General features: G+C 66.4%; 20 protein-coding genes. 14 read left to right on the top strand and 6 right to left on the bottom strand.

The features are described 5' to 3' along the window. Nucleotides 1-46: 46 nt before the first annotated feature. From Sa4125_RS02720 to Sa4125_RS02705, 4 genes are all read left to right on the top strand, one after another. Nucleotides 47-1,558: a tripartite tricarboxylate transporter permease gene (locus Sa4125_RS02720; RefSeq protein WP_224003409.1), complete on the top strand. Its 1,512-nt coding sequence runs from the start codon at nt 47-49 to the stop codon at nt 1,556-1,558. 7 nt (nt 1,559-1,565) lie between these two features. Then, entirely contained in the window at nt 1,566-2,963 is a 1,398-nt protein-coding gene (locus Sa4125_RS02715) for a flagellar biosynthesis protein FlgA (protein WP_224003407.1), read from the top strand. Between the two features lie 391 nt (nt 2,964-3,354). Beyond that, entirely contained in the window at nt 3,355-3,921 is a 567-nt protein-coding gene (locus Sa4125_RS02710; RefSeq protein ID WP_224003405.1) for a DUF1993 domain-containing protein, read from the top strand. 530 nt (nt 3,922-4,451) lie between these two features. Then, nucleotides 4,452-7,283 carry a GGDEF domain-containing phosphodiesterase gene (locus tag Sa4125_RS02705; protein WP_224003403.1) on the top strand — a complete coding sequence of 944 codons (2,832 nt, stop codon included), beginning with the start codon at nt 4,452-4,454 and terminating at the stop codon, nt 7,281-7,283. A gap of 131 nt (nt 7,284-7,414) precedes the next feature. Here the strand turns inward: Sa4125_RS02705 and Sa4125_RS02700 are convergent, their stop codons facing one another. The 3 genes from Sa4125_RS02700 to Sa4125_RS02690 form a co-directional block, all read right to left on the bottom strand. Next, the gene (locus tag Sa4125_RS02700) at nt 7,415-7,615 is read right to left on the bottom strand and encodes a hypothetical protein (protein ID WP_224003401.1); all 201 of its coding nucleotides are present in this window, start codon (nt 7,613-7,615) and stop codon (nt 7,415-7,417) included. Nucleotides 7,616-8,091: 476 nt separating this feature from the next. Further along, on the bottom strand, nt 8,092-8,871 hold the full coding sequence (locus Sa4125_RS02695) for an SDR family oxidoreductase (protein ID WP_345944311.1): 780 nt from the start codon (nt 8,869-8,871) through the stop codon (nt 8,092-8,094). Continuing rightward, a complete protein-coding gene (locus Sa4125_RS02690) occupies nt 8,871-9,569 on the bottom strand; it encodes a GntR family transcriptional regulator (protein ID WP_224003400.1) in 699 nt (232 codons plus the stop codon). The genes Sa4125_RS02695 and Sa4125_RS02690 overlap by 1 nt, the downstream gene beginning before the upstream one ends. 206 nt (nt 9,570-9,775) lie before the next feature. On the opposite strand from Sa4125_RS02690, the gene Sa4125_RS02685 reads away from it, so the two are divergent. The 10 genes from Sa4125_RS02685 to Sa4125_RS02640 all read left to right on the top strand — a co-directional run bounded on the left by Sa4125_RS02685 (nt 9,776) and on the right by Sa4125_RS02640 (nt 22,902). Next, nucleotides 9,776-11,035 carry an ABC transporter substrate-binding protein gene (locus Sa4125_RS02685; protein ID WP_224003398.1) on the top strand — a complete coding sequence of 420 codons (1,260 nt, stop codon included), beginning with the start codon at nt 9,776-9,778 and terminating at the stop codon, nt 11,033-11,035. Between the two features lie 104 nt (nt 11,036-11,139). After that, on the top strand, nt 11,140-12,018 hold the full coding sequence (locus Sa4125_RS02680) for a branched-chain amino acid ABC transporter permease (RefSeq protein ID WP_224003396.1): 879 nt from the start codon (nt 11,140-11,142) through the stop codon (nt 12,016-12,018). 10 nt (nt 12,019-12,028) lie between these two features. Further along, entirely contained in the window at nt 12,029-14,548 is a 2,520-nt protein-coding gene (locus Sa4125_RS02675; RefSeq protein WP_224003394.1) for a branched-chain amino acid ABC transporter ATP-binding protein/permease, read from the top strand. Between the two features lie 18 nt (nt 14,549-14,566). Next, entirely contained in the window at nt 14,567-15,514 is a 948-nt protein-coding gene (locus tag Sa4125_RS02670) for a 3-hydroxyacyl-CoA dehydrogenase (RefSeq protein WP_224003392.1), read from the top strand. Between the two features lie 11 nt (nt 15,515-15,525). Continuing rightward, the gene (locus tag Sa4125_RS02665) at nt 15,526-16,455 is read left to right on the top strand and encodes a 3-keto-5-aminohexanoate cleavage protein (protein ID WP_224003390.1); all 930 of its coding nucleotides are present in this window, start codon (nt 15,526-15,528) and stop codon (nt 16,453-16,455) included. 980 nt (nt 16,456-17,435) lie between these two features. Beyond that, nucleotides 17,436-18,590 carry a substrate-binding protein gene (locus tag Sa4125_RS02660; protein WP_224007462.1) on the top strand — a complete coding sequence of 385 codons (1,155 nt, stop codon included), beginning with the start codon at nt 17,436-17,438 and terminating at the stop codon, nt 18,588-18,590. A 140-nt stretch (nt 18,591-18,730) separates the two neighbouring features. Continuing rightward, nucleotides 18,731-19,567 (top strand): branched-chain amino acid ABC transporter permease, encoded by an 837-nt coding sequence (locus Sa4125_RS02655; protein ID WP_224003388.1) that lies wholly within the window; start codon nt 18,731-18,733, stop codon nt 19,565-19,567. Beyond that, nucleotides 19,560-21,392, top strand: coding sequence for an ATP-binding cassette domain-containing protein (locus Sa4125_RS02650; RefSeq protein WP_224003386.1), 1,833 nt, complete (start codon nt 19,560-19,562; stop codon nt 21,390-21,392). Before Sa4125_RS02655 ends, Sa4125_RS02650 begins: the two co-directional genes overlap by 8 nt. Next, a complete protein-coding gene (locus tag Sa4125_RS02645; RefSeq protein WP_224003384.1) occupies nt 21,389-22,144 on the top strand; it encodes an ABC transporter ATP-binding protein in 756 nt (251 codons plus the stop codon). The genes Sa4125_RS02650 and Sa4125_RS02645 overlap by 4 nt, the downstream gene beginning before the upstream one ends. Before the next feature lie 14 nt (nt 22,145-22,158). Then, a complete protein-coding gene (locus Sa4125_RS02640; RefSeq protein ID WP_224003382.1) occupies nt 22,159-22,902 on the top strand; it encodes a DUF1028 domain-containing protein in 744 nt (247 codons plus the stop codon). Nucleotides 22,903-23,077: 175 nt separating this feature from the next. Here Sa4125_RS02640 and Sa4125_RS02635 read toward each other — a convergent pair whose 3' ends face one another. Genes Sa4125_RS02635 through Sa4125_RS02625 form a run of 3 tightly spaced genes read right to left on the bottom strand, consistent with a single transcriptional unit; the run spans nt 23,078 to nt 26,354 of the window. Further along, nucleotides 23,078-23,872: an SDR family oxidoreductase gene (locus tag Sa4125_RS02635; protein ID WP_224003380.1), complete on the bottom strand. Its 795-nt coding sequence runs from the start codon at nt 23,870-23,872 to the stop codon at nt 23,078-23,080. Continuing rightward, nucleotides 23,869-25,128 (bottom strand): SGNH/GDSL hydrolase family protein, encoded by a 1,260-nt coding sequence (locus Sa4125_RS02630; RefSeq protein WP_224003378.1) that lies wholly within the window; start codon nt 25,126-25,128, stop codon nt 23,869-23,871. Before Sa4125_RS02630 ends, Sa4125_RS02635 begins: the two co-directional genes overlap by 4 nt. Next, nucleotides 25,125-26,354, bottom strand: a complete 1,230-nt coding sequence (locus tag Sa4125_RS02625) for an MFS transporter (protein ID WP_224003376.1) — start codon at nt 26,352-26,354, stop codon at nt 25,125-25,127. The genes Sa4125_RS02630 and Sa4125_RS02625 overlap by 4 nt, the downstream gene beginning before the upstream one ends. Between the last annotated feature and the right edge of the window lie 65 nt (nt 26,355-26,419).

The following is a 26,419-nucleotide window of genomic DNA, read 5'->3' as shown; positions in this document are numbered from 1 at the left end:
GTGCGCCGACTGCCGCTACCGAGTCCGGCTCCCAGGAGGAGATGACATGACAGACAATCTCGGCCACCTGATGGACGGCTTCGCCACCGTCCTCAGCACCTATCACCTGATGATCATGATGGTCGGGGTCATGCTGGGCGTGCTGGTCGGCGTGCTGCCGGGGCTCGGCGCCCCGAACGGCGTCTCGCTGCTCTTGCCGCTCACCTTCACCATGGATCCGATCTCGGCGATCATCCTTCTCTCCTGCATGTACTGGGGGGCGCTGTTTGGCGGCTCGACCACCTCCATCCTGTTCAACATTCCCGGCGAGCCGTCGTCGGTGGCCACCACCTTCGACGGCTACCCGATGGCGCGGCAGGGCCAGGCGACGCGGGCGCTGACGCTCGCCTTCGTCTCCGCCGGCATCGGCGCCCTTGCCGGCGTGGTGATGATCACGCTCCTCTCCGGCTGGGTCGCAAGCTTCGCGCTGCGCTTCTCCTCGCCGGAATTCTTCGGCGTCTACTTCCTCGCCTTCGCCAGCTTCATCGGCATGAGCGCGAACTCGCCGTTCAAGACCCTGGTGTCGATGATGCTGGGCTTTGCTTTCGCCACCGTCGGCATGGACACCATGTCGGGCGGCATGCGGCTGACCTTCGGCATCACCGACCTTATCAAGGGCATCAGCTTCCTGATCGCCGTCATGGGCCTGTTCGGCATCGGCGAGCTGATGCTGACGATGGAGGAAGGTCTATCCTTCAAGGGCATTTCCGCCCGCGTCCGCGCGGCGGACGTGTTCAAGACGCTGAAGGAAATGCCCCGCTACTGGGCGCTGATGATCCGCTCGACCGTCATCGGCATCTGGATGGGCATCACCCCGGGCGGACCGACGGCGGCCTCCTTCATGAGCTATGGCTTTGCCCGGCGCTTCGCCCGCGACCAGTCGCAGTTCGGCAAGGGCGATCCGCGCGGCATCGTCGCGCCGGAAACCGCCGACCACTCGGCCGGTACCTCGGCGCTGCTGCCGATGCTGGCGCTCGGCATTCCCGGTTCCGCCACCGCCGCGGTGATGATGGGCGGCCTGATGATCTGGGGGCTGACGCCCGGCCCGATGCTGTTCATCAACCGCCCGGATTTCGTCTGGAGCCTCGTCGCCTCGATGTATCTCGGCAATGTCGTCGCCGTCATCGTGGTGCTCGCCACCGTGCCGCTCTATGCCTCGATCCTGCGCGTGCCCTTCGCCATCATCGGCCCGATCATCGTCGCCGTGATCATGACGGGTGTCTACCAGGTGGCCAATTCCACCTTCGACTTCTGGCTGCTGCTCGGCTTCGGCGTGCTCGGCTACCTCTTCAAGAAGCTGGAATACCCGATCGCGCCGCTGGTTCTCGCCATGGTGCTGGGCTCGAAGGCGGAGGCCGCCTTCCGCCAGTCGCTGCTGATGTCGGAAGGCTCGCTCCTGGTGTTCTGGTCCAATCCCCTGGTCGCCACGATCATGAGCCTCGGCATGATCATGCTGGTCTGGCCCCTCGTCTCCAAGGCTATCGGCCTGCGCCGTTCCCGCGCCCCCCTCGAGAGCTGAGAACCCGATGAACCATCACAGCTATTTCCGGGCGGACGGGCGCATCGTCGAGACTTGCGTCGTCGGCACCGGCGGTTTTGGCCGGTCCTTCATCGCCCAGGGACTGCACGTTCCCCTGATGAATGTCCGCGTCGCCGTCGACGTCACCGCGGCCGCGGCGGCGGCGGCGCTTCGCGCCGTCGGGATCGCGCCGGCCTCGATCGCCGAATGCGGCGATGCGGCGGAGGCGACGGCCGCCTGGGCGGCCGGGCATTTCATCGCCGCCGGCGATCTGGCAGTGGTTCTGCATCTGCCGATCGACGTCGTCGTCGAGGCCACCGGCCATCCCGAGGCCGGCGCCCGGCACGCGCGCCTGGCGATCGAGGCGAAACGCCACGTCGCGCTGGTGTCGAAGGAAGTCGACAGCGTCGTCGGACCGGGCCTTGCGCATTTGGCTGCCGCCCAGGGCGTCATCGTCACGCCGGTCGACGGCGACCAGCCGAGCCTCCTGATCGGCCTCGTCACCTGGGCCGAGGTGCTCGGCTTCGACATCGTCGCCGCCGGCAAATCCAGCGAATACGATTTCTGTTACGACCCGGCGACGGGCAGGCTCAGCAGCAACGGCACGACGGTCGACGCCCCCGCCTTTTCCGGCCTCCTGGAACTCGGCGACCATCCCGTGGGCGAGCGGGTCGCCGCGCGGTCGCAAGCGGCCGCCGCGCTGCCGCAGCGGGCCGTTCCCGACCTGTGCGAACTCGGCGTCGCGGCCAACGCCGTCGATCTCGTGCCGGACGTGCCGGCGCTGCACTGCCCGATCCTGCGCACCAGCGAGGTCGCCAGCGTCTTCTCGACGGTCGCGGACGGCGGCATCCTTTCGGGCGAGCGGCGGATCGACGTCTTCCACTGCCTGCGCCTTCCCGGCGAGATCAGCTTTGCCGGCGGCGTCTTCGTCGTCGTCCGCTGCCGCGACGGCGCAAGTTGGGACATGCTGCGCGACAAGGGCCACATCCTGTCGCGCAACGGCCGCACGGCCATGCTCTACATCCCGCGCCACCTGCTCGGCCTGGAAGCGGCGACGAGCATCCTGGAAGTCGCGCTGCGCGGCACGTCGAGCGGCGCCGAGCGCCCGCTGCCGCGCCTCGATCTGGTCGCCGTGGCCGAGGCCGATCTTGCGGCCGGCACGATGCTGTCGGCGCTCGGCCATCATCACACGATCGCCGACGTCGGCGCGGCCCTGCACCCTGCCGGGCCGCTGTCGGCCGATCGCGCCGCGCCCTATTATCTCGTCGCCGACAAGCGGCTCGCCCGGCCGGTCGCGATGGGGCAGGTCATTCGCCTGGGAGACATCGCCATGCCCGAGAGCTCGGAACTCCTCGCCCTCCGCCGTCTCCAGGATGGGGCGTTCCCGGCGAAGGCCGAGACATAGCTCACGCTTTGCTTGTTCAAAACGGCGAGATCACTCTTGGACCGTCTGGGCCGGCGAGCCGAGGCCCGAATGGGCGCAGGCGCCAACATGGTTGGTGCGCGTAAGGCCGAGTTTCGGGTGGGCGCGTGGTCGGGACGGCATCGATATGCGCAATCGCTGGAGCGACGGACAGACCACTTGCGACGTTCCCGAGACATCCGCTCCCGCATCGCAAGGCGTTTCAGGCTGCCGTGGATGCGTCGGCATCGTATCCTTGCCCCGCTGCGGGCTGGCGCGGCAGCGCAAACGAAGGCTCAGGTTTGGCGGAGGTGGCACTGACGCTTGACCTGCGATAGACGAGCGACGAGTGCTCGACCCGTCATCGAGCCAGGATTCTGGAAGCGAGAACCTGATGACCCTGCCTGACCTCCTGATACCAACCTACGTGCAGATGCTGAAGGCGCTTTCGGCTTGGCTCGGCAAAGCGGAGACGCAGAGGCCGGAGGGCGGGGCTGAACTCTTGCTCGCGGCGCGTCTTGCTCCCGACATGTTCCCGTTGGCCACGCAGGTCCGCTTCGCCTGTGTACAGGCGCAGGAGGGTTTGTTCCGGCTCCGCAATGAGGCCTTCCCGGTTTCCGTGGGGGTGCTTCTGGACGAGGGGCGAAACGCTGCCGACCATCCTGGTACCATCGCGGACGCGCGTGCCCGGATCGCCGAGACCATCGCCGTGGTAGAGGCTGCCATGGGGGATACCCACCCCATAGACCCGGCGACCCCGATCGCTCATGCGCTGCCTCAAGGCATGGTGTTTGATCTCACTGCCGAGCAGTATGCCCGCGACTGGGCGCTGCCGCAGTTCTATTTCCATGTGATGACCGCCTATGCGATCCTGCGCAGCCAAGGCGTCGAGCTGGGCAAAGCCGACTATGTCGCCCACATGTTCGCCCACCTGCGTCCCGGCACGATGCCCTCGCAATAGGGAGGGAGGAGCGGACTGCGGCTGCGGTCTCAAGCAAAGTCGGCAAAGGCTGCGATCGTCACGTGCCGTCCGAAAGCTGACCGACGGCAAACCACCCCTCCTTGCCGTCGGTACGGCCATGCCGAGCTGAGATGATCGTCCCTGCGGCTCGCTTCGGTACGCAATCACTCGTGATCTTGTATGTCGGCCTTGGTCACCTTGCGTGAACGTTTGCCATGGAGGCGAGACATCGCCTTCAGCAAGGTCAATTACCCGCCCACCGGATTCACTTGGCGTGACAAGCTTTTCGGACACGGTCCGTGGCCAACCTGTCCCGGCCGCGCAAGAAGATTTCCCTCGACGCCCGACTGGATCCGAGCTGACGCAGGGAACGAAAGTCCCGTAGCTCCAAGGGTACATCAGATACTGGGGCGCGGCCGTTCATGTCTTGCGAACCAGATGCCTTTAGCCTGTCGGCGTGGCACTCTGACGGTCCTCTCTTTATGTGGTGTATCAATTCCTGCCTTGCCGACGAGCACGACCTTCGCCTCGTGGCGCTTGCCGTGGCTGTGTGCGTGCTCGGGTGCTTCTCCGGTGCGTTCGTGCTCCAGCGGGCCATCGCAGCCGAAGGAGTCCATCGCAGGCACTGGCTGGTCGTCGCCGGCGGCGTGACAGGGACCACCATCTGGACGACCCACTTCACCGCCATGCTTGGTTTCCCATGGGAAGTCGACCTGCGGACCAACGTCGGCGTGGCCGTCGCCTCTGGTGCGTGCTGCGTCGGCCTGTCGGCGCTCGGCTGGGTGATCGGGTCGGACCCTTCGCGGTTGCGCGGCGTTCTGGGCGGCGCCGTGGTGGGCGCCGCGCTTTCCATCTCGCACTTCCTGGGCATGGCCGCCCTCCAGATTCCCGGTGCCGTCCAGTATGATGTTGCGTTCGTAGTGGCCTCGCAGTTGGGTGGGGTGACACTCTGCGCATTCGCGGGCTGGCTTCTCCAGCGATTTTCCCGGCTGCCATTGGCATGGCCTTCGGCAGTCGCCCTGATGACGGGGATCCTGTTCCTCCACTTCGTGGCGATGGCGGGCATCACGATCGTCCAGGACCCCGCCAGGATGAGCCCGCAAGGTGTCGATCTCAACACCGTCGGCTCCATCGTCGTCGGTGCCAGCATCCTTATCATCGCGGTTGCGCTCGCCTTGGCGTTCCACAGCCAGAAGCTCGCCCAGCTCGCGCGCGAGGATCAGGAACGACTGCTCAAGACACTTTCCTATCTCCGGGCAAGCGAGGCTCATCACCGCGCCTCGATCGAGCTCAACCCGCAGATCCTCTGGCTGGCCAATGCCATGGGCGAGGTGATCGAGATTTCTCCGCGCTGGGCAGAGCTCGTCGGCGTTCCGGTGGAAGAGGCTTTCGGTGACGGGTGGGCGGCGGCGGTACACCCGGACGACCTTCCCGGCGTGACGGAATTGTGGGGACGGGTCATCCAGACCGGGGACGGCACCATCGCCGACTCCCGTTACCGCGTGCGCTTGCAGGACGGACAATATCGGTGGTTTCGCTCGCGTGCGCTTCCGCGCCGTTCCCACTCCGGCGAGATCATCGCATGGTATGGAAGCCTGGAGGATATCGACGAGCAAGTGAGGGGCGAGCTAGAGCTTCGCAGCAGCGAGGAGCGCTACCGGCTGGCTTCGAGCGCGACGAACGACGTCATCTGGGACTGGTCCTACGAAGATCAGATAATCACCTGGGCCGGCGCCATAGAGAAGGTCCTCGGATACCCTGAGGCCAGAGCCGGAACGAGCCGCGAGTGGTGGATTGAACGCATTCACCCGGACGACGTCGAACGGATCCTGCGGCTTCAGGACTCCGTCTTGGATGGGGGCGGCGACCAGTGGTGTTACGAGTACAGGTTCCGACGGAGCGACGGCGAGTACCTCAACATGGTCTCGCGCTGCCTGATCGTTCGGGATGATGGCGGTGTTCCTGTCCGGCTCGTCGGATCCATGCTCAACGTGACGGAGCAAAGACGCATCGAGGACGACCTTCATCGCGCGGCCCACGAAGACAATCTCACCAAGCTCGCAAACCGTCGCCTGTTCGGCCTGAGGGCCGACGAAGCCGTCGCGCGCGCAGCAGCGACGGGTCGCTGCGTCGGTCTCGTCGTGATCGACCTCAACAACTTCAAGGCCCTCAACGACAGCCTCGGGCACGCCGCCGGCGACGCGCTGCTCCGCGAGGCGGCGGATCGGCTGGCCGCGTCGGCTCCGACGGGCGCGACCGTCGCACGACTGGGAGGCGACGAGTTCGCGGTCATCCTACCCGACCTCACAATGGCGGACGCACGCAGGGAAACGGTGCGCGACCTTCTCGTCGCCCTCGACGATCCGGTGCTCATCGATGGCTTCCGCACGAGTATCAGCGTGTGCGCGGGCGCCGCAATCTGGCCGCAGGATGCCCAGACGGTCGGGGAGCTGATGAAGTGTTCCGACCTCGCGCTCTACGCCGCGAAAGCCGATCATCCAGGTGCGATTCGCCTCTTCACGCCGGACATGCGGCAGGCCTCCGCCGTCAGAGGCACGATGCTCTCAAAAGCCCGTCAGGCCCTCGACGACGATCGCGTGGTGCCATTCTACCAGCCCAAGCTCTGCCTCAGGACCGGAACCGTCGTCGGGTTCGAGGCGCTCCTTCGCTGGCACGATGAAGGCGGCGTGCTTCAGTCGCCAGGCAGCATCGCCGCCGCCTTCGAGGACACCACCGTCTCGACGCGAATCACGGACCGCATGCTGGACCGCGTCTTTCGTGATTGCGCGCGGTGGACGGAGGCGGGCGTCGACTTCGGTCGGATCGCCTTCAACGCGGCAGCCGCGGACTTCGCTCAAGGAGACTTCTCGGAGCGTGTCCTGCGTGCCCTCGGCGAGTTCGGCCTGTCGCCCCGCTGCTTCGAGCTGGAGGTGACGGAAACGGTCTTCATCGGGCGAAACGCCGAACGGATCGTTAGCACCTTGGACAACCTGCGGGCCGCCGGCATGACCGTCGCCCTCGACGACTTCGGGACCGGCTATGCCTCGCTGACCCATCTCCAGCAGTTCCCCGTCGACGTGCTGAAAGTCGACAGGTCTTTCGTGACGCCGATCGGCGCCGAGGCGAACCCGAGCACGGCCGTGGTCGACGCGGTGCTGCAGATGGCGCGCAGCCTCGGCATCACCGCCGTGGCGGAGGGCGTGGAGACGCATCACCAGGCGGAGTACCTGAAGGCCCGTGGCTGCGACATCGGGCAGGGCTACCTGTTCGGACGGCCGTCGGCGGCAGAGCGCGTGCCGCATCTTTCCTGGCGGGGGGACGGTTCGGGCTACCTCGGCTACCTGACGATGGCGGCTGGCTGAACCTTCGGACAGGCGGACCCGCCTTCAAGATTCGGGGGCACCTTCCGTGTCGCCCGGTTGGGCTTGAAGACGTTCTGCCGATCAAAGGGGCCGCGCTCGACCTTCCTCAGCCGGGTCACGCCGCGGCGTGATCACCCGTCCTGCCGCCCATCAGCATTCCCGTTACCGGACCGCCGACCGCCACTTCCAGGCGTCGGTCGCGAACCTGACGGATGATCGGTGGCGACCTTCCGGTACACCTCGCCGATGCTCTCGCACATGGCCTGCTCGACGGCCTCGGCCTCGGTGATCAGATCACACTCGAGGGCGTGGATGGTTTCGGCCGTGGTCATGAATGTCTCCTTCTCGCGCCGAGGTACCGGGACCGAAATCGGGCCGTCCCGCTATGGTTCCCCGCGGAGATGCGAATTCAGCAGAAACTCGCGTCGTGCCTGCGTTTCTTCTTTTCCTTGCCTTCAGGGCCGCATCTCCAGAGGGCCCCCGCGCGCGCGATGATTGGGGACCGCGGCCTTCTTGACAGTGAGACGCAGCTCAACCCGGCATCGAGTGGCAATCCGCGCTTGCCGTTGGCGATGACGAGACCGTCGGTTGCCGGACGCTGCAGCGCTTTGCGCGGTGGCGTCGGCCCGGCGGCGCAGATCCGGACCAGCCGCTCGATCTGCAGACTTGATCCCACTGGCCCCGCCGGGTGCCTTGCCCTTGGGATAACGATGGGTTGGCCTCCGCTACCCGCCGGCGGGGGAGATCGATGACGGTTGCAGCCATCCTGCAAGCCCAAAGCAGACACAGGCGAACCGACCCTGCTGTCTCACACCATGACCTGCGCATCGCCGTCGATGCTGATCGCCTGACCGGAGATGCTGGAGCCCTCCTGCGATGCCAGGAACACGGCCATGGCCGCCAGATGCTGCGGCGGGATCAGGCGATGCAGCGAGGTGGCCGAGAGCGCGGCCTCCTGGACGGCATCGACGCTCTGGCCGAGCGCCGCAGCCTTGTTGGCGAAGACCGACTGGATGCGCGGCCCGTCGACGGATCCCGGCAGGATGGCGTTCACACGGATGGCGAAACCGCCAAGTTCGATGGCCAGCGACTTGGTGAAGCCGACGACGGCCCATTTCGCGGCCGCATAGGGCGTGCGCATGGAAAATCCGAGCCGCCCCGCGAGCGACGACAGATTGACGATGCTGGCATTCTGACTCTGCTTGAGATGCGGTACGGCGAGCCGGGTGCAATTGTACTGGCCGGTTATATTGACTGCCAAAGTGCGGTCCCACTCCGCCGGGTCGATATCCTCCACCCGCCCGGTCGGTCCGGCGATGCCGGCATTGTTGACCAGCACGTCGAGGCCGCCCAGCCTGTCGATCGTTTCGGAAAACAGGCGCTCGACGTCGAGGCGGTCGGAGACGTCGGCGAGGCTGAAGGTCACGCCGTGGAGATCGGCGGTCGCCCCCTCATCCTCGCGGATATCGCAATAGTGCACTTTGGCGCCGGCGGCGTGGAAGGCTCGCACCATTTCCAGGCCGATGCCCGAGCCGCCCGCCGTCACCAGCACCCGCAAGCCGTCGATTCCCGAAACCATCTTGCCCATCATCCTTTCCGTGTGGCGGACGGCAGGTCGCCAGTCGCCAAAATGAAATCAGCCGCGGTCCTGATGTCGTCGGCCAGTGCCTGGCGCGCGGCCGCTCCGTCGCCGTCCTTCAGCGCGGCGACTAGCCTCGCATGATGCTTGTGCGCCTCGACTTCCTTCAGGCGCCTCCCGCTGGCCCGCAGGTCGAGATTGATGACGGGCCCGACCTGCAGCCAGAGGCCGTCGATGATCTGAAGAAGGTTCGGCATGTGCGCCGCCCGGTAGACGGCGAAATGCATATCCTTATTCAGCTTCAGCGCGGCGGCGCCGTCCGGGTCGGCCTCGGCGCTCACGGCGGCGAACTGCATGTGGAAGCCACATGCCGCCGCGATCTCGTGCGGCGCCGCGCGTTCGGCGGCGTATTGGGCCGCCAGCCCTTCGATTTCGGCCCGGATGATCGTCAGTTCGGCAAACCGCTCGCGCGTCATAATCGGCACGCGGATGGCCCGGTTCGGCAGGATCTCGAGCCCGCCTTCCGCCGATAGTCGGCCGACCGCCTCGCGCACGGGCATCGGACTGGTCCCCACCGCTTCCGCAAGGCCGCGCAGCGTGAACTTCTCCCCCGGCGCGACCTGACCGGCCAGCAGCAATTCGCGAATATCGCGATAGACGACCTCGCTGAGGGTCACGCGGGAAACCCGCGTCACCTTCTCCGCCAACCCTGTCTCCACACTGCGCATATTGGAACCTTCATCAGCCGCTCGTCGCGCGGGATATGGCGACCACAACCGGTTTGAACAGCTTTGACATGTGTGATCACAGATGACAATAATTGTCGTGTGAGGCGACTGGCAGGCGGCTCGGGAGGAGCCGGACGGCACACATCAATAGCCGCACTCACCGCGAATCCACGGGAGGAAACGGCATGGCACATTCGATCATTCGACCCGATCGCAGGCAGCTCATCAAAGGTATCGGCACAACGGCGCTGCTTGCAGGTCTCGGCGCCCCCTACGTCGCTCGTGCCCAGAGCGAGACCGTGAAGATCGGTCACCTGACCCCGCTCACCGGCTTTCTCGGACCGCTCGGCGAATATGCCCAGCTCGGCGTCCAGCTGGCGGTGGAACAGCTCAATGCCGCCGGCGGCGTCAACGGGCGGCAGATCGAGCTCCTGATGGAGGACAGCGTCAACCCGGCGACCGCCTCGACCAAGGCCGAGCGCTACATCAAGCGGGACAATGTCGCCTGCATCATCGGCGAGATCAGCTCGGCCTCGGGCCTGGCGATCGCCCAGGTCGTCGAGCGCAACAACAAGCTGTTCTTCAACACCGGGTGCAATTCAGACGCCCTGCGCGGCAGCGACTGCAGCCGCTTCATGTATCACGTGGAGGCGTCCAATTCGCAGTATGTGAAGGGTGTCGGTTCGGCGTTCCTGCGCGATGGCCTCGTCGACGGCAAGAAGATCTACTTCCTCACGGCCGATTACGCCTACGGCCAGGACCTGTCGCGGGTCGGCAAGAAATACATCGAGGCCAATGGCGGCGACGTCGCCTGGGAGGATCTTGTTCCAACCGATTCCACCGACTTCAGCGCCTATATCCTGAAGATCCGCCAGGCCCGGCCGGACCTGATCATCTCCAACCTCGCCGGCAACCAGATCACCAATTTCGTCAAGCAGTACACCGAATACGGGCTCGACTTCCCCTATGGCGGCTTCGGCTTCGACACGGCTGTCGCCTGGGGCGCGGGCAAGGGCAATTTCGGCGGCGAATGGCCGGTGGTCTGGCACCACAACCTGACCGCGCCGGGCGCGAAGGAATTCGTCGCGGCCTTCACCCAGAAATACGGCAAGCCACCCGAGAACCAGGCTTGGGGTGACTATCTGGCGACGAAGCTCGTGGCGCAGGCCATGACGGCCACCAAGGCGACCGATGCCGAAGCGTTGATCGAGTATTTCGACGATGAGCCCAAGCTCGACATCCTCAAGGCGCGGCAGGGCTATTTCCGCAAGCGGGACCACCAGTTGATCCAGGAGATGTACACCATGACGGCGAAGCCGCTGGATCAGCTCGAAGACGAATGGGACCTGATGCTGCTCGGCAATGCCGTGCCTGGCGATGGCGGGGATCTGGAGGCGATCGCGCCGACCGAGGAAGAGAACGCCTGCACGCTCAGCGCAGCCTGAGGGCGGCGCCTCTTGGTCCCGCGTGCCATCGCTTGATGTCGCGCGGGACCCTGTCCCCACACCTGTTCGCTTCCCGCATCCGATCGTCCTGAAGGGTCGCCCCCGTGCCGCTCGAGCTCATCTTCATCACCGAGCAGGTCGTCAACGGCCTGTTCGTCGGTGTCAATTACCTGCTGATCGCCCTCGGCCTGTCGCTGATCTTCTCGCTCGGCGGGATCGTCAATCTGGCCCATGGCGGCTTCTACGCGATCGGCGCCTATCTGGTCGTTCTGCTGTTCGACCGGATCGGCTACCCGGCCTTCGCCGCGGCGCCGCTTCTGGTTGCCGTCATCGGGGTCGGTGTCGAGCGGGTGTTCCTTCGGCCGTTCTACAAGGCCGATCCGGCGCTCAGCCTGCTGCTGACCTTCGGCCTGGCCATGGTGATCGAGCAGGCACTGCGGATGATCTTCGGCGCGACGCCGCGACCCTTCTCGATCCCGGAATTCTTCCGCGGCCAGATCTTCATCGGCGACTTCATCTATTCACGCTACCGCTTTGCCATCCTGCTGGTGGCGACGCTCGCCGTCGCCGGGCTCTGGTGGCTCCTGCAGCGCACCCCTTTCGGACGGATCGTGCGGGCCGGAATCCAGGCACCGGACATGGTCGGCGCACTGGGCATCTCGCTCAGGCCCTATCTGACGATCGTCGCCGCCCTGGGTCTCGGCCTTGCGGGGCTGGCCGGCGCGATGATGGCGCCGATCACCGGCGTCCATCCCGCCATGGGCGCGGAGGTCCTGATCCCGGCCTTCGTCGTGGTCGTCATCGGCGGGCTGGGGTCGTTCTGGGGCGTGATCTTCGCCGCCCTTCTCGTCGGCGTCGTGCGCGGTCTGACCGTCTATTTCTACCCGCCGGCCGCCGAAGCCTCGATGTATCTCCTGATGCTCCTCGTCCTGCTCTTCCGGCCACGCGGCCTGTTCGGCGAGCGGATCGCACGGTTCGAGTAGGCGGATTCTCATGCTGTCCAGATATCTCAACATCGCCATCGCTGCCGTCGCGCTCGTCGTGCTGCCGTTCTTCATGCAGGCGATCGGCCTGACGATCGACTCGGCCATCGACGTGATCGTCCTTGGAATGGCGGCGCTCGCCCTCAATCTGCTGTTCGGCTACACCGGCCTCGTCTCCTTCGGCAACGGCCTGTGGTTCGGCCTCGGCATCTATGCCGCCGCTCTGGCGCATCTGCACTGGTTTCCCGGGCAAATGCTGCTGCCGGTGCTGTTTGCGATCCTGGTCGTGGCGGCGCTGTCGCTGGTGTTGGGATTCCTCATCCTGCGCCGCACCGGCGTCTATTTCTCGCTGATGACTCTCGCCTTGACGGCACTATTCTACGCCATCGCCTTCCGCTGGACGGAAGTCACCGGCGGCGAGAACGGCCTGGGCGGCATCGCGCGTCCGTCACCCTTCGGCATTGCGACGACGACCAGTGCCAGCTACTACGTGCTGGCCGCGATCGTGGTCTTCGTCCTGATCTTCGCCATCCAGCGCTTCGTGCGCTCGCCGATCGGCACGGTCCTCGTCGCCATCCGCGAAAACGAGGAGCGGGCGCGGTTCCTCGGCTATGCGACGCCCACCTACAAGCTGATCTGCTTCGTGGTCTCGGCGAGCGTGACCGGGCTTGCCGGAACCCTCTTCGTCTTCCATCACCGCTTTGCCTCGGCCGATCCGCTGTCGCCGGCGTTCTCCGGCGAACTCCTCGCCATGGTGCTGATCGGCGGCTCGCGCAGCTTCCTCGGTCCGGCGCTGGGCGCCCTCTTCTACGTCCTGTTCCGCGAATTCCTGTCGCAGTGGACCGGCGACTGGCTGTTCTATTTCGGCCTTCTGTTCGTTGGTTTCATCATGTTCTCGCCGACTGGCCTCGTCGGCGTCGCGGGGCGGCTGCTCGCCCCGTTCCTGCCGAAGCGCACGACGGCCGGCGCCATGGCCAACCGGTCCATCGCCGAAGCCGAACCCCTGCCCGACTTCCTGCGTCCGGCCGACGACAGCCGCGAGACGCTGCTCGACGTGCGCTCGCTCGCCAAGAACTACGGCTCTGTCCAGGCCGTGAAGGACGCCAGCTTCTCGGTGCGCAGGCGCACGCTGCACGCGCTCATCGGTCCGAACGGCGCCGGCAAGACCAGCGCCTTCAACCTGATCTCCGGCATGGCGACGCCAAGCCGGGGTACGGTGATGCTGGGAGACGAGAACATTGCGGGGCTGCCGCCCGAGGCGGTCTGCCGGCGGGGACTGGCGCGCTCGTTCCAGATCACCAATCTGTTTCCCACGCTCAGCGTCGGTGAAAACCTGCGCCTCGGTGTTCAGGCGACCCACAAGAGCCGCTTCAACCCCTGGATCGAGGCCGGCTCGATCGCGCGCATCAATGCCGAAACCGCCGATATCGTCCGATTTCTGGGTGTGCGCGGCATGGAAGACGCGGAAGCAGGCGCGCTCTCCTATGGTGGCCAGCGGGTCCTCGACATGGGTCTTGCCATCTCCTCCAAGCCCCGGATCCTGCTCCTCGACGAGCCGCTGGCGGGTCTGGCGGCAGCCGAGCGCGAGCGCATCGGCAATCTCATCCGCAAGATCGCCGACGACATCCCGGTGCTTCTGGTGGAACACGACATTGACCGGGTCTTCGACATGGCAGACGCGGTGACCGTCATGAACGGCGGCGAGGTTCTGGTCGACGGAACGGTCGAGGAGACGCGCAATGACAAGCGTGTCCAGGACATCTACATCGGGTCCGGCGTCGCGGCACTGGCTGCCCGCGATCTCGTCTCGGCCGCACGGCCGGAAGTGCTGCTGTCGATGCAGAACATCGACACCTTCTACGGCAAGAGCCAGATCCTCAGCGACGTCTCGCTGGAGGTCCATCAGGGCGAGATCGTCGCGCTGCTCGGCCGCAACGGCGCCGGCAAGACGACCCTCCTGAAGACGCTCATCGGCATCGCGCCACCCGCGTCGGGATCGGCCACGCTCGCCGGCGAACCGATCGCAGGCCTGCCCTCCGCCGAGATCGCACGCCGGGGCGTCGGCTACGTGCCGCAGGGCCGCGGCCTGTTTTCCGGCATGACGGTGCGCCAGAACCTCGAACTCGGCCGCCTGAAGCGCCTCACCGGTGCCGGCCAGCACTGGAGCGAGGAACGCGTGCTGGAATTCTTCCCGCGCCTTGCCGAGCGACTGGACATCGACGCCGACCGTCTGTCGGGCGGCGAGCAGCAGATGGTCGCGGTCGCCCGGGCGCTCGTGGGCGATACCCGGCTTCTGCTGCTGGACGAGCCCTTCGAGGGTCTTTCCCCGGCCATCACCGAGGAATTGTTCAACGCCTTCGACCGGCTGCGCGCCGAGGTGTCGATCCTCATCGTCGACCACCATCTGGATCTGGTGCTGAATCTCGCCGACCGTGTCACGGTCCTCGAGCGCGGCAGCGTCGTCCACGAAGGCGCTGCCCGGCCGCTGGCGCGGGACCTGGACCTGCGCCGCGAAGTGCTCTGGCTTTGATCTGAAGAGGAAGATCGCTTGACCAAGATTGCAGTCATCGGGTCCGGATTGATCGGACGTGCCTGGGCGATCACCTTCGCCCGCGGCGGATACGAGGTCGCGCTCTACGACCGCGAGGACGGCGCGCCGGCAGCCGCCAGGCAATACATCGCCGGCGTTCTGCCTTCGCTGGCCGAATTCGACCTTCTCGGCGGCGACCAGCCGGGCAGCGTCCTCGGCCGCATCGCGATCGCCGCATCGCTCGCCGAGGCGCTCGACGGTGCCACCCACGTCCAGGAGAACACGCCGGAGAATCTGGAGATCAAGCGCGGTGTATTTTCCGAGCTCGAGCGCCTTGCCGGCCCCGACACGATCCTGGCCTCCTCGACCTCGGCGATCCTGCCCTCGGCCTTCAGCGAGCATCTGAAGACCCGAGAGCGCTGCCTGGTCGCCCACCCGATCAATCCGCCGTATCTCGTTCCGGCCGTCGAGATCGTCCCGTCGCCCTGGACAAGCGCCGAGGCGAGCCAGCGGACCGCGACGCTGATGCGCGACGCCGGGCAGTCGCCCATCGTCATGAAGAACGAGATCGACGGCTTCGTCATGAACCGCATGCAGGGCGCGCTCCTCGACGAGGCATTCCGGCTGGTCAGTGACGGCTACGCCTCGCCCGAGGACGTCGATATCGGCATCCGCGAGGGGCTGGCGCTTCGCTGGAGCTTCATGGGGCCGTTCGAGACGATCGATCTCAATGCACCGCAGGGGGTGCGCGACTACGTCCAGCGCTACAAGGGCATCTACGAGACGATCGGGCCGTCCCAGCAGCGGCGGGTCGACTGGAACGGACCGGTGCTCGACACCATCGAGGCCGACCGCCGCGCCCGATTGCCCGCCGACCAGCTTGGCGACCGCCAGGCATGGCGCGACCGACGCCTGATGGCGCTCGCGGCGCACAAGCGCCAGAGCGGCCACGACACGAATTCCTGAAGGAGACCGACATGGCCCCACGCAAAGTCATCATCACCTGCGCCGTGACGGGCGCGATCCACACGCCGACGATGTCGCCGCATCTGCCGATCACGCCGGACCAGATCGTCACCGACGCCGTCGCGGCGGCGGAGGCCGGCGCCGCGATCCTGCATCTGCACGCCCGCAACCCCGAAACCGGGCAGCCCGACCAGACGATCGCGGCCTTCGAGCGCTTCCTGTCGCGCATCAAGCAGCAGACCGACGCCGTCATCAACATCACCTCCGGCGGCAGCCCCTACATGAAGGTCGAAGAGCGCGTGCGCCCGGCCGCCCACTTCAAGCCGGAAGTTGCCTCGCTCAACATGGGATCGATGAATTTCGGCCTCTTCCATCTCCTCGACAAGTACAAGGAGTTCCAGCACCCCTGGGAGAAGGAGCATCTGGCCAATACGAAGGACCTCGTGTTCCGCAACACCTTCAAGGACATCGAGTACATTCTCGACACCTGCTACGACAACGGCACGCGCTTCGAGTTCGAGTGCTACGATATCGGTCATCTCTACAACCTGAAGCACTTCCTGGAGCGGGGGCTCGTCAAGCCACCCTTGTTCGTCCAGTCGGTCTTCGGCCTGCTCGGCGGCATCGGGCCGCATCCGGAAGACGTGATGCACATGAAGCGCACCGCCGACAGGCTGTTCGGCGACCAGTATCGCTGGTCGGTTCTCGGCGCGGGACGCCATCAGCTGGCGATCGCGGCCCAGGCCGCATCCATGGGGGGCAACATCCGCGTCGGCCTCGAGGATTCCCTGTGGGCCGGAGCCGGAAAGCTCGCGACCTCGAATGCCGACCAGGTCCGCCTCGCGCGCTCGATCATCGAAGGGCTCGGCCTCGAAGTGGCGACCCCGGACGAAGCCCGCGGCATCCTGGAGCTGAAGGGCGGCGACAAGGTCGATATCTGACGAACCGGAAGGCCGCCATCGGTTCGTGCTGGACCGCGCCCGTGGGCGCGAGACGTCGGTCTTCGCGTTCCCCGCGGCGGTGTACCGCCGGCCGCTCCTCCCAGAAGAGGCCGGACAGCTTCTGGCGACGTCGCAGATCCTGCCGGGCTGGCTCTGCAAAAACACGGGCGGGCGGGCGACGCGGTCGGCATCGCCATTGTCGAGGGAGATCGAGCCCGGGCTTCGGCGGCGCGAAGCCGCTGCTGCATCGCTCGATGGATGGCGCCGAGCCTCTGCTCCCGCGTGAAGCCCCCATGATGTCGTCCATGCTCGACTGGGATGATGGCTCCGGGCCCAATGCGGGTTCTTCGACGGAGTAGGCGCGAAGCCACCGAAAATCGGCGGATGGATCAAGGCCCGCCGCCATCGGCGAAGCGGGCATTGGAATTTCAGGCCGGCCGAATGCGGGTTAAACGGCCTGGGAAGCCGCCGGCTCGCGGACGATAGGCCGGCGCTCCCTGCCGAAACGACCGAACCGCAATTGCAGCCATGAAGCACGCAGGCGTTGCATCGCGTAGACTCCGGACAGGCCGAAAGCCAGTCCATCCCTGCGTCGGGCGACCGCCGCTATCAGCACGGCAATCCAAAAAATAGTCATTCTGCCTAAATTACAGGCTCGCTGAAAATATGGACAGAAATTGCCATTCAGAGAGTTGAAAGCGGTTCAAGTTGATGTCAAGAATTCCGTCGGCGGAGTTTTTTGAAGGCATCGACAAATCGATGGAGGCGACAATACCGCGGCGATTATCGTTGGTTAGGCTCCATCCGCCGACAGATCTGCCGGCTGCCATTCGTCGATGGAGCTGCCGCCGGTCACTCCATCGACAGTGCGGAGCGCAGCTGTGGTGCCGGCGCTTAGCCTGAGCGCGAAACCGATAGGTGGGATCTCGACCGCTCCCAGCATGATGCGAAGCGGGCCGCATGATGAAAGAGAAGCTGCCATGCACGCTACAACCATCCTCAAGGGACTGGCATTCACCCTGCTCCTCGGCACGGCGACTGCCGGGGCTCAGGAGGCCATCAAGATCGGCGTGCCGGTGGGCCTCAGCGGAGCCAACAGCGTCGTCGCTCCATCCGTGGTCCAGTCGAGCGAACTGGCCGTCGAGGAGATCAACGCGGCGGGCGGCATCCTTGGACGACCGCTGGAGCTCGTGGTCGCCGATGACGGCAGTGGTGCTCAAGGTGCCCAGCGCGCCTTCGACGCCCTCGTCTTTCAGAGCGATGTTGACGTGCTGATTTCCATGGAGACGAGCGCGGCCCGGAACGCTGGACTGCCGATCGTGAATCGCGGCGGCAAGCCGTATATCTACACCTCGTTCTACGAGGGTAAGTCTTGCAGCCCCTGGATGTACATCAATGCGTGGGTTCCCGAGCAGCAGGTCGCGCCGATCGTCGATCATTTCATGAAGGACTTTTCCGCCAAGTCCTTCTATCTCGTCGGCAGCGACTACGCTTTCGGACGCGGAATGCTGGAGTTCACCCGCAGCTATGTCGAGGCAAATGGCGGCACGGTCGTCGGCGAAGACTATCTGCCGATGGACGGCTCGGACTGGACCGCCATCATCAGCAAGATGCGGACCGCGGCTCCGGACGCTCTCATCACCTCGACGGCTGGCGGCGCACCGAACGTGACGCTGACCAAGCAGCTCCGGGCCGCAGGCGTCGAGATCCCCTATGGCAATCTTGCCGTCGACGAGGGAACCGCCCAGAGCATGGGCGCCGACGCGACCGGCATCTTCATCGCAGCGTCTTACATCTCCAGCATCCCGAGCGAAGAGAACAAGACCTTCCTTGCGGCGATGGAGAAAAAGTTCGGCGCTGATCTCAAGACGCCGAACGATCTGTCGGTGCCGCAATACGAGGCGATCTATCTCTACAAGGCGGCTGTCGAGAAGGCCGGCTCGGCGGAGCCGGATGCCGTGATCGAGGCGCTCGGCGAGGTTAGCTACAAGGGGCCACGTGGCGTCATTCAGATGAACAAGCAACGTCACGCTCCGCTGACGATGTATCTCGGACAGGTTGTCGCCGACGGCACGGTCAACGTCATTCAAAGCTTCGACAACGTCGATCCAGGCGAGCAGTGCCCCAACCTGTGACCTGCCTGCCGCCGGAAGGCTGACACCAAGCTTTCGGCCATGCGTTCGGATCGGGGCCGTTTCCGATCCGGATGCGCCTCGATGTTCGATCCAGACCTCCCCTGGCCTCGAAGTCCTCCCTCTTCCCGCGAAGGCTGACCATGACCACGCTCCTGCTCGACGTCGTCACGACCGCGGCGATGCTGTTCACGGTGTCGGCGGGCCTAATGCTGATCCTTGGCGTTATGAAGCTGATCAACTTCGCGCATGGCGCGTTCCTGACCGTCGGCGGCTACACCGCCTTTCTCGTGACCGATGCGGGTCTCAGTCCCTGGTTCGCAGCGCCGGCAGCATTGGTCGTCGGCGTTCTGCTCGGCCTCGTCGTCGAGCGCCTTTTCGTGCGCCCGCTCTACTCGCGCCCGCTTGATGCCATTCTGGCCACGTGGGGACTCGGCATCGTCATCGGCCAGCTCATCACCCTCGCCTTCGGCCGCGAGGTGCAGTTCGCCGACAGTCCCGTCAGTGGAGCGGTCGCATTTTTCGACGTGTCCTATTCGGCGTGGCGACTCGTGCTCCTGGCTTTGTCGCTTGTCCTCGGCGGAGCCCTCACGGCGCTTCTCTATCTCACGCGCTTCGGGCTCAACGCCCGCGCCGTGATTATGAACGAGGATCTTGCCTGTGGTCTCGGCATAGACAGCGTGCGGGTCCGGGCGGTGACGTTTGGCCTTGGCGCGGGCCTTGCCTGCGCGGCCGGTGCCCTCATCACGCCGCTCTTGTCGGTCGACCCCAACATGGGCCTGCCCTGGCTCATCAATTCCTTCATGCTCGTCCTGGTCTCGGGCGTCGCCATTCCCGGCCTGATGGTCGCCTCGCTGCTGCTTGGCGGGGCTCAGGTGATCGTCAGCACCTATGTCAGCCCGATCATCGGCGGACTGACGATCGTCGTTCTGGCCGCGCTCATCTTGCGGATCAATCCGAGGGGTCTGTCCCGTGGCTAAGCCGACGCCCGCGCCCTCGATCCGAAAGGGACCCTTTGCGACACCTCTGCGCCGTGCCGCGATGGGTTCTGGCGCAGCCCTCTTGCTCGTCGCCCTCGCTCCGATCTTTCTCGACACCTACGCGACCAACATCCTCATCCGGGCGCTTTTCCTTGCCGCGCTGGCCATGACGGTCGATCTCCTTTGGGGCTATACCGGCATCCTCACCTTCGGCCAGTCCGCCTTCTTCGGCATCGGGGCCTATGCCTGCGCGCTCGTCTTCACCCATTACGGCTTCGGTCCGGGCTGGGCGATCGTCGCGCTTGTCGTCGCCGTCGTTGCCGCCTTGGCTGTGGCCGGCCTCGTCGGCTGGCTCTCCTTCTATCACGGGGCCTCGCCGCTCTATTCCTCCATCATGACGCTGGCGCTGCCGATCGTGATCGTGCAGGTGATCTTCTCCGGCGGTCGCTATACGGGCTCGAGCAGCGGCCTTTCCGGCTTTCCCACCTACTACTGGACCATCGACATCTGGTTCTGGATCGCCGGCGTCTTCCTGGTCGTGGTGACATTCCTGGGCTGGCTGTTCGTGCGCAGCGATTTCGGGCGCATCCTGATCGCCATTCGGGAAAACGAGGACCGTGCGGCCTATCTCGGCATTCCCGTTTCGCGGGTGAAGATCGTTCTGACGATGGCTTGCGCGGCCGTCGCGGCCGTCGCCGGCTTCGGCTACGCCGCCTTCACCAACGTGGTCGCGCCGGAGCTCGCGGGCTTTCTTCTGGGTACCGAACTCCTGATCTGGGTCGCCCTCGGCGGTCGCGCGACGATACTGGGCCCAGTGCTTGGCACCCTCGGCATCGACGTGACGACGTCCTATCTTTCCGGAAGCCTGCCGTTCCTGTGGAAGCTCTTGGTCGGAATGGCCTTTGTCGCTGTCATCATCTTCCTGCCGAACGGCCTTGCGCCGCTGGTTTCGAAGGCTTGGCACAGACTGACGGGGCGCAAGATCGGTGAGGCAGAGCGGACTGGCGAAACGCTTCGCCTTGTCGCCGCGCCGACGCCGCGCTCCCGCGACAGCGCGAACGCGCAGACCGCCGCGCCGCCGATCCGCATCGCCGGACTGACGCGCCGCTACGGCAGCCTGAAGGTCCTCGACGGAATCGACGTCGTGGGGCAACGCCACCAGCTCCTCAGCGTCGTGGGACCGAACGGGGCCGGCAAGACGACCCTGATGCGCTGCATCAGCAACGGCATGGAGCGGAGCGGAGGGACGATCGAGATCGACGGCGTGGACATCGGCCGCCTGTCGCCGCAGCGGATTGTTGCACTCGGCGTCGGGCGAAGCTTCCAGAACACAAGCCTGTTCGACACGTTGACGATCGCCGATTGCCTGATGCTCGCCCGCTACCGCGTCGACGGCGCGAGTCTCTTCACCCGGCGCTCTGAGCTTCGCCTGCCGGCCCCGGCCCTGGACATCCTTCGGGCGACCGGACTCGACGCGATTCTGGAGACCGAGACGCGCTATTTGTCCCACGGCATGAAACGCGGCCTGGAATTGGCCATGGTGCTGGCGACGGAGCCGACGGTTCTTCTCCTCGACGAGCCAACCGCGGGGCTGACGAAGAGCGAGCGCACCGCGATCGGCGCAGTCCTTACCCGGCTTTCCAGCGAGTTCGGCCTCTGCATCTTCCTGATCGAGCACGATCTCGATTTCGTGCGCGACATCAGTGAGCGCGTCGTTGTTCTTCATCAGGGCCGAATGCTGCTCGACGGCACGGTGGAAGAGGTTGTCTCGTCAGATCTCGTAAAGTCCGTCTATGCCGGGCATGAGTTGGAGCCCGCGTCGTGACCGCCCATGCCGCGATGCCACCAGGGCCGAGATCGCCGGCGCCCCCATCCCAGACGCCGCGACTTGCCGTTGAGGCCCTGACCAGCGGCTACGGCGCGGCAATGGTGGTGCGCGACGTTTCGATCCGGATCGATGCCGGGGAGATCGTCGCGGTGCTGGGCAAGAACGGCATGGGCAAGTCGACCTTGCTGCGGACCATCATGGGCTTCGTGCGCGCGCGCGCGGGGAAGGTGATCTACGAAGGCGCAGACATCACCAATCGCGCCCCGCATCTCAACGCACGCGCCTCGATCTCGCACACCCCGCAGGAATTCACGATCTTTCAGGATCTGACAGTCGCGGACAATCTTCGCCTCGGAGTGCCTGTCGACCGCATGCTGGACGAGCGCGTCTCCGAAATCGAGGAGGCGTTTCCCGTCATCACCAAGCGGTTCCAGCAGCGCGCGGGAACGTTGAGCGGCGGCGAACAGAAGATGCTGCTCCTGTCGCGCGCCCTCGTCGCGCGGCCGAAGATCATGCTGATCGACGAAATCTCCGAGGGGCTACAGCCGACCATGGTTTCGAAGATGGCCGAGGTGCTGAAGCGCACCAAGGAGCGCCACGCAATGTCGATACTGATTGTCGAACAGAACCTGCCCTTCGCCCTGCGCGTCGCCGACCGCTACGCGATCCTCAAGATCGGTGCGATCGTGGCGAGCGGACGGACCGACGAAGGCTCCGCTGCCGACCTCATCCAGCATCTCCAGATATGAAGCGGGACGTGCCGATGTCTGTCGAAGTCAATACGTTTTCGATCGTGGCACGCTGCGCGCGCAGCGGCGACCTCGGCGTCGGGGTGGCCTCCGCCGTTCCTGCCGTGGGGGCAATCTGCCCTTATGTCGCGCCGGGCGTTGGCGCTGTCTCCACCCAATCCTGGGTCAATCCGGCTATTGCCGTCGCCGTCCTCGCCGCACTGAAATCCGGGGCTGACGCCGAGCAGGCCCTGGCGGATGCGCTCGCGGACGACCCCGAGGCGCATCTGCGGCAGGTCGGGGTGGTCGACGCGCATGGGCGGTCCGCAGCCGCCACCGGCACGGCCTGCACGCCGTGGCACGGGCAGATCCTCGGCGAGAACTACGCCGTTCAAGGCAACATGCTGACGGGCGAGGCGGTTCTTGCGGCGATGGCAGGCGCCTTCACGAAAAGCCTCGACGCGCCACTCGAGGAGCGGCTGCTCCTTGCCCTCGAAGCGGCTCAGGCGGCCGGCGGCGACAAGCGGGGACGCCAGTCGGCCGGCATCGTCGTGCAAGGCGCGGAAGACTACCGGCGTGTCGATCTGAGGGTCGATGACCATGCGGCACCGGTCGCCGAGCTGCGGCGAGTTGCCACCATTGCGTCAGCCCAGCTCGCCCCCTTCGTCGCCGGCATGCCAAAGCGAGACGCTCCCGGCACTATGCCCGAGGATGTCCGCGCGCTTTTGGCCCTGTCGCCGCCGGATCGTCCTGGCGGCGGCGGATCGAGGCTGCCCTGAGGGCCAATCCCACGGAGACGCCGCCGCGAACGGTCGATGCCAGACCCGTCGTTGGGCTCGGGGCCGTCTCGGACGGGCTTTTTGCCACGGTCGCTTCGTCCTTTGCCGAAATCGGCCGCGAGATCGCAGGCGGGACGGCGCGTGCGCCCCGCCTGATCGGCCCGTCGCATCCGGGTCAGGCGATGGTGTCGACCACGCCGCCGTCGACCCTGAGCGCCGCGCCGGTCGTCGCCGATGCCTGGGGTGAGGCGACGTAGACGCAGAGGTTGGCAACCTCCTCGACCGTCGCGGCACGCTGGATGATCGAGGTCGAGCGGTGCGCCTTGACGAAGTCGGCGGCGACCTCCTCCAGCGGCTTGCCTGATTTCTCGACCTCGCCCGCCAGCATCCCGGCGACGCCCTCCGACAGCGTCGGTCCCGGCAGGATGGCGTTCACCGTGACGCCCGTGCCGGCCATGCGCTTGGCAAGGCCGCGGGACAGCGCGAGGTCGGCGGTCTTGGTCATACCGTAGTGGATCATCTCGACGGGAATGTTGAGCCCGGACTCTGACGACAGGAACAGCACCCTCCCCCAGCCCTTGGCCTGCATGCCCTTGAGATAGGCGCGCGACAGCCGGACGCCCGACATGACGTTGACCGCGAAGAAGCGCTCCCACTCGGCATCGGGGACGTCGAAGAAATCCTGCGGGTTGAAGATGCCGGCATTGTTGACGAGGATGTCCACCGCCGGCAGCGCAGCGACGATGGCCTCGCAGCCCTCGGCCGTGCCGACGTCGCCGGCGACGCCGCGGACGTCCGCGCCGGGCGCCTCGCCCTTCAGCTTCGCGACGGCGGCCTCCGTGCGACCCAGGTCGCGGCCGTTGAGGGAGACGGCGGCGCCGGCTCTGGCGAGGCCGAGCGCGATGGCGTAGCCGATGCCGGCGGTGGAGCCGGTGACGAGGGCGGTCTTGGCCGAGAGGTCGATCTTCATGGCAAGTCTCCAAAAATCGTGTCGAGGTCGACGGCGTCCGCCATCGCCTTGTTGCCGGCGTCGCCGGGATGCAGGCGGTCGCCGCTGTCATAGGCCGGCCGAAGCCGCATCGGGTCGGCCGGGTCGACGAGCAGACGATCGACGTCGATGACGGCGTCGAAGGTTCGGCTCGTGCGGATCCAGTCGTTGATGCGTTGGCGAAGAAAATCCTTCGCCGCGCTGTGATAGGTGGCCTCCAGCGGCGTTCCGGGAAGGGCGCCGGCAAACGGCGTCAGCGTCGCGCCGACGATCCTGATGCCATTGGCGCGGGCCCGGGCGGTGATCTGGCGGTAGCCGGCGGTGAGGCGCTCGAACGTCATCGGCGGCTCGTCCGGCGCGAAGGGCGTGCCGGGCCAGGCGATGTCGTTGATCCCGAGCATCAGGATCAACGCGCCGATTTTGGGCTGGGCGAGGACGTCGCGGTCGAGGCGGGCGAGCGCGTTGGTGCCCATGCGGTCGGAGAGGAGGCGCGCACCGGAAATGCCGGCATTGACGACGGCGATGCCGCGGGGGGCGGCGCGGGTGGCGAGAAAGTCCGGCCAGCGGGTGTCGGCGCCGAGCGTCGCGCCGGCGCCGTCGGTGATCGAATCGCCGAGGACGACGACCGTGCCCTTTGCCTCCGGCGTATCGACGAGGATGTCCGACAGGAAAAGGCGCTGCGTCACCGTCTCGCCCGGCGGAAGCTCGGCGTCGGAGACATGAGGGCCGTCGACCAGCCGGGACTCGGCCCTGCCGTCCCAGTGGAACGTCTCGATCGACGTCTCCTCGGCGAAGTACAGGCTGACCGCCAGGTCTTCGCCGGCCGAAACCGCCATGTCGACGGGATCGCTGAGGAGCGACGCGCCCGGCAGGATCGTCCCCTCTCTCGCTCCGTCGAAGGTCAGCGCACGGTCGCTGGCGGCCTCGATCGCCATCCCGCCCGTCGACCGGGCGAGATGCGCCGCAGCGATCCGCACGGCGCTGCGCCCATCATCGTTGGACAGGCGGATGCGGACGGCGCTGCCGCCGATGCCGATCCGGGCGACCTGCCGGAGGGTGCGGTTCTTCAGCGTCGCCGGCACGTCGGTCGGGAACAGAAAGTCGCTGCTCCAGACCGGCTGCGGGCTCGCCATCCAGGCGGGGACCCAGTCGCCGGCCGACGACGGCAGGGGGCTGGCGAGGAGGATGGCGGCGGCAAGGCCGGCGGCAGCGGCGCTCGGGGTGGGAGGCGTCGTCATCGGGCGGCCTCCAAGTTAGCGGCGCAAGCAACGGCGGCACCAGAGCGGCGATCGAGTGCAGCCGCACTGTCGGCGGGCCTCTGGCGGTCGAGCCGCACGGCGAGGATCGCCACCGCCAGCGCGGCGAGCGGGAACAGCGCGGCGGTCCAGGTCACGAAAGCCAAGCCCGGCCCGCGGTCGATCACGAGACCGCCGGCGAGCGCCCCCAGCGCATTGCCGAGGTTGAAGGCGGCGATGTTGAAGGAGGAGGCAAGGCTCTCGCCGGCGCCCTCGGCCTTGGACAGCACCCACACCTGGAGCGGCGGCACGGTGGAGAAGGCGGCGGCGCCGAGAAGCGCCACGGCCACGAGCGCCGTCCAGGTGCCGTGCAGCGCCGGACCCATGACGATGAGCACCAGGGTGAGCGCGACGAGGCTGCCGATCATCGCCGGCACCAGCGCCCGGTCGGCGAGCCTGCCGCCGAGGAGATTGCCGACGACGAGCCCACCGCCGAACAGAAGCAGGATCGGCGAGATCGCCGCCTCACTGAGGCCGGTGATTTGGGTCAACAGCGGCGCGATGTAGGTGAAGACGGCAAAGACACCGGCATAGCCGAGCACGGTGGTGAGGAGGCCGAGCAGCACCGGGCGGCGGCCGAGCGCCCTGAGGTCGGCGCGCCAGTCGTCGGCCTGCTCGGGCTTGCCGTCCCGCGGCACGGCCCAGGCGACGACGGCGAGCGCCGCGACGCCGACGACAGTCACCGCCCAGAAGGTCGAGCGCCAGCCGGCACTCTGGCCGAGCCAGGTGCCGAGCGGCACGCCGAGGATGTTGGCGACGGTGAGGCCGGTGAACATCAGCGCGATGGCGGACGCCTTTTTGTCCGCGGGCACGAGGCGCGTCGCGACCACCGCGCCGACGCCGAAGAAGGTGCCGTGGGCAAAGGCGGTCAGCACGCGGGCCGCCATCAGCAAGCCATAGGTCGGGGCGAGCGCGCAGGCGAGATTGCCGGCGATGAAGATGCCCATCAGCGCCAGCAGCACGGTCTTCCGCGGCCAGCGCGACGTCAGCACGGTGAGGAGCGGCGCGCCGATCACGACGCCGATGGCATAGCCGGAAATGAGGAAGCCGGCTGCGCTCGTCGAGACGCCGAGATCGGCGCCGACATCGAGCAGCAGGCCCATGATGACGAATTCGGTGACGCCGATGCCGAAGGCGCCGGCGGTGAGGGCGTAGAGAGCAAGGGGCATGGAAAGAGCCTTCCGGTGGGAACAGGCTCCTGAGATGACGGATCGCGGCGCGATGAAGTAGACTG

The organism is Aureimonas sp. SA4125, from assembly GCF_019973775.1.
In the GTDB taxonomy this organism is placed as follows: domain Bacteria; phylum Pseudomonadota; class Alphaproteobacteria; order Rhizobiales; family Rhizobiaceae; genus Plantimonas.
The sequence above is the reverse complement of the archived record's forward strand: the minus strand, read 5'-3'. Positions and strand labels throughout refer to the sequence as shown.

Excerpts from the sequence above, each read along its gene's own strand:
- Sa4125_RS02710 (WP_224003405.1), top strand. The coding sequence starts at position 3,355 with ATGACCCTGCCTGACCTCCTGATACCAACCTACGTGCAGATGCTGAAG.
- Sa4125_RS02660 (WP_224007462.1), top strand. The coding sequence starts at position 17,436 with ATGCACGCTACAACCATCCTCAAGGGACTGGCATTCACCCTGCTCCTC.
- Sa4125_RS02720 (WP_224003409.1), top strand. The coding sequence starts at position 47 with ATGACAGACAATCTCGGCCACCTGATGGACGGCTTCGCCACCGTCCTC.
- Sa4125_RS02625 (WP_224003376.1), bottom strand. The coding sequence starts at position 26,354 with ATGCCCCTTGCTCTCTACGCCCTCACCGCCGGCGCCTTCGGCATCGGC.
- Sa4125_RS02630 (WP_224003378.1), bottom strand. The coding sequence starts at position 25,128 with ATGACGACGCCTCCCACCCCGAGCGCCGCTGCCGCCGGCCTTGCCGCC.
- Sa4125_RS02635 (WP_224003380.1), bottom strand. The coding sequence starts at position 23,872 with ATGAAGATCGACCTCTCGGCCAAGACCGCCCTCGTCACCGGCTCCACC.
- Sa4125_RS02695 (WP_345944311.1), bottom strand. The coding sequence starts at position 8,871 with ATGGGCAAGATGGTTTCGGGAATCGACGGCTTGCGGGTGCTGGTGACG.
- Sa4125_RS02715 (WP_224003407.1), top strand. The coding sequence starts at position 1,566 with ATGAACCATCACAGCTATTTCCGGGCGGACGGGCGCATCGTCGAGACT.
- Sa4125_RS02665 (WP_224003390.1), top strand. The coding sequence starts at position 15,526 with ATGGCCCCACGCAAAGTCATCATCACCTGCGCCGTGACGGGCGCGATC.
- Sa4125_RS02655 (WP_224003388.1), top strand. The coding sequence starts at position 18,731 with ATGACCACGCTCCTGCTCGACGTCGTCACGACCGCGGCGATGCTGTTC.
- Sa4125_RS02640 (WP_224003382.1), top strand. The coding sequence starts at position 22,159 with ATGTCTGTCGAAGTCAATACGTTTTCGATCGTGGCACGCTGCGCGCGC.
- Sa4125_RS02685 (WP_224003398.1), top strand. The coding sequence starts at position 9,776 with ATGGCACATTCGATCATTCGACCCGATCGCAGGCAGCTCATCAAAGGT.
- Sa4125_RS02700 (WP_224003401.1), bottom strand. The coding sequence starts at position 7,615 with ATGACCACGGCCGAAACCATCCACGCCCTCGAGTGTGATCTGATCACC.
- Sa4125_RS02675 (WP_224003394.1), top strand. The coding sequence starts at position 12,029 with ATGCTGTCCAGATATCTCAACATCGCCATCGCTGCCGTCGCGCTCGTC.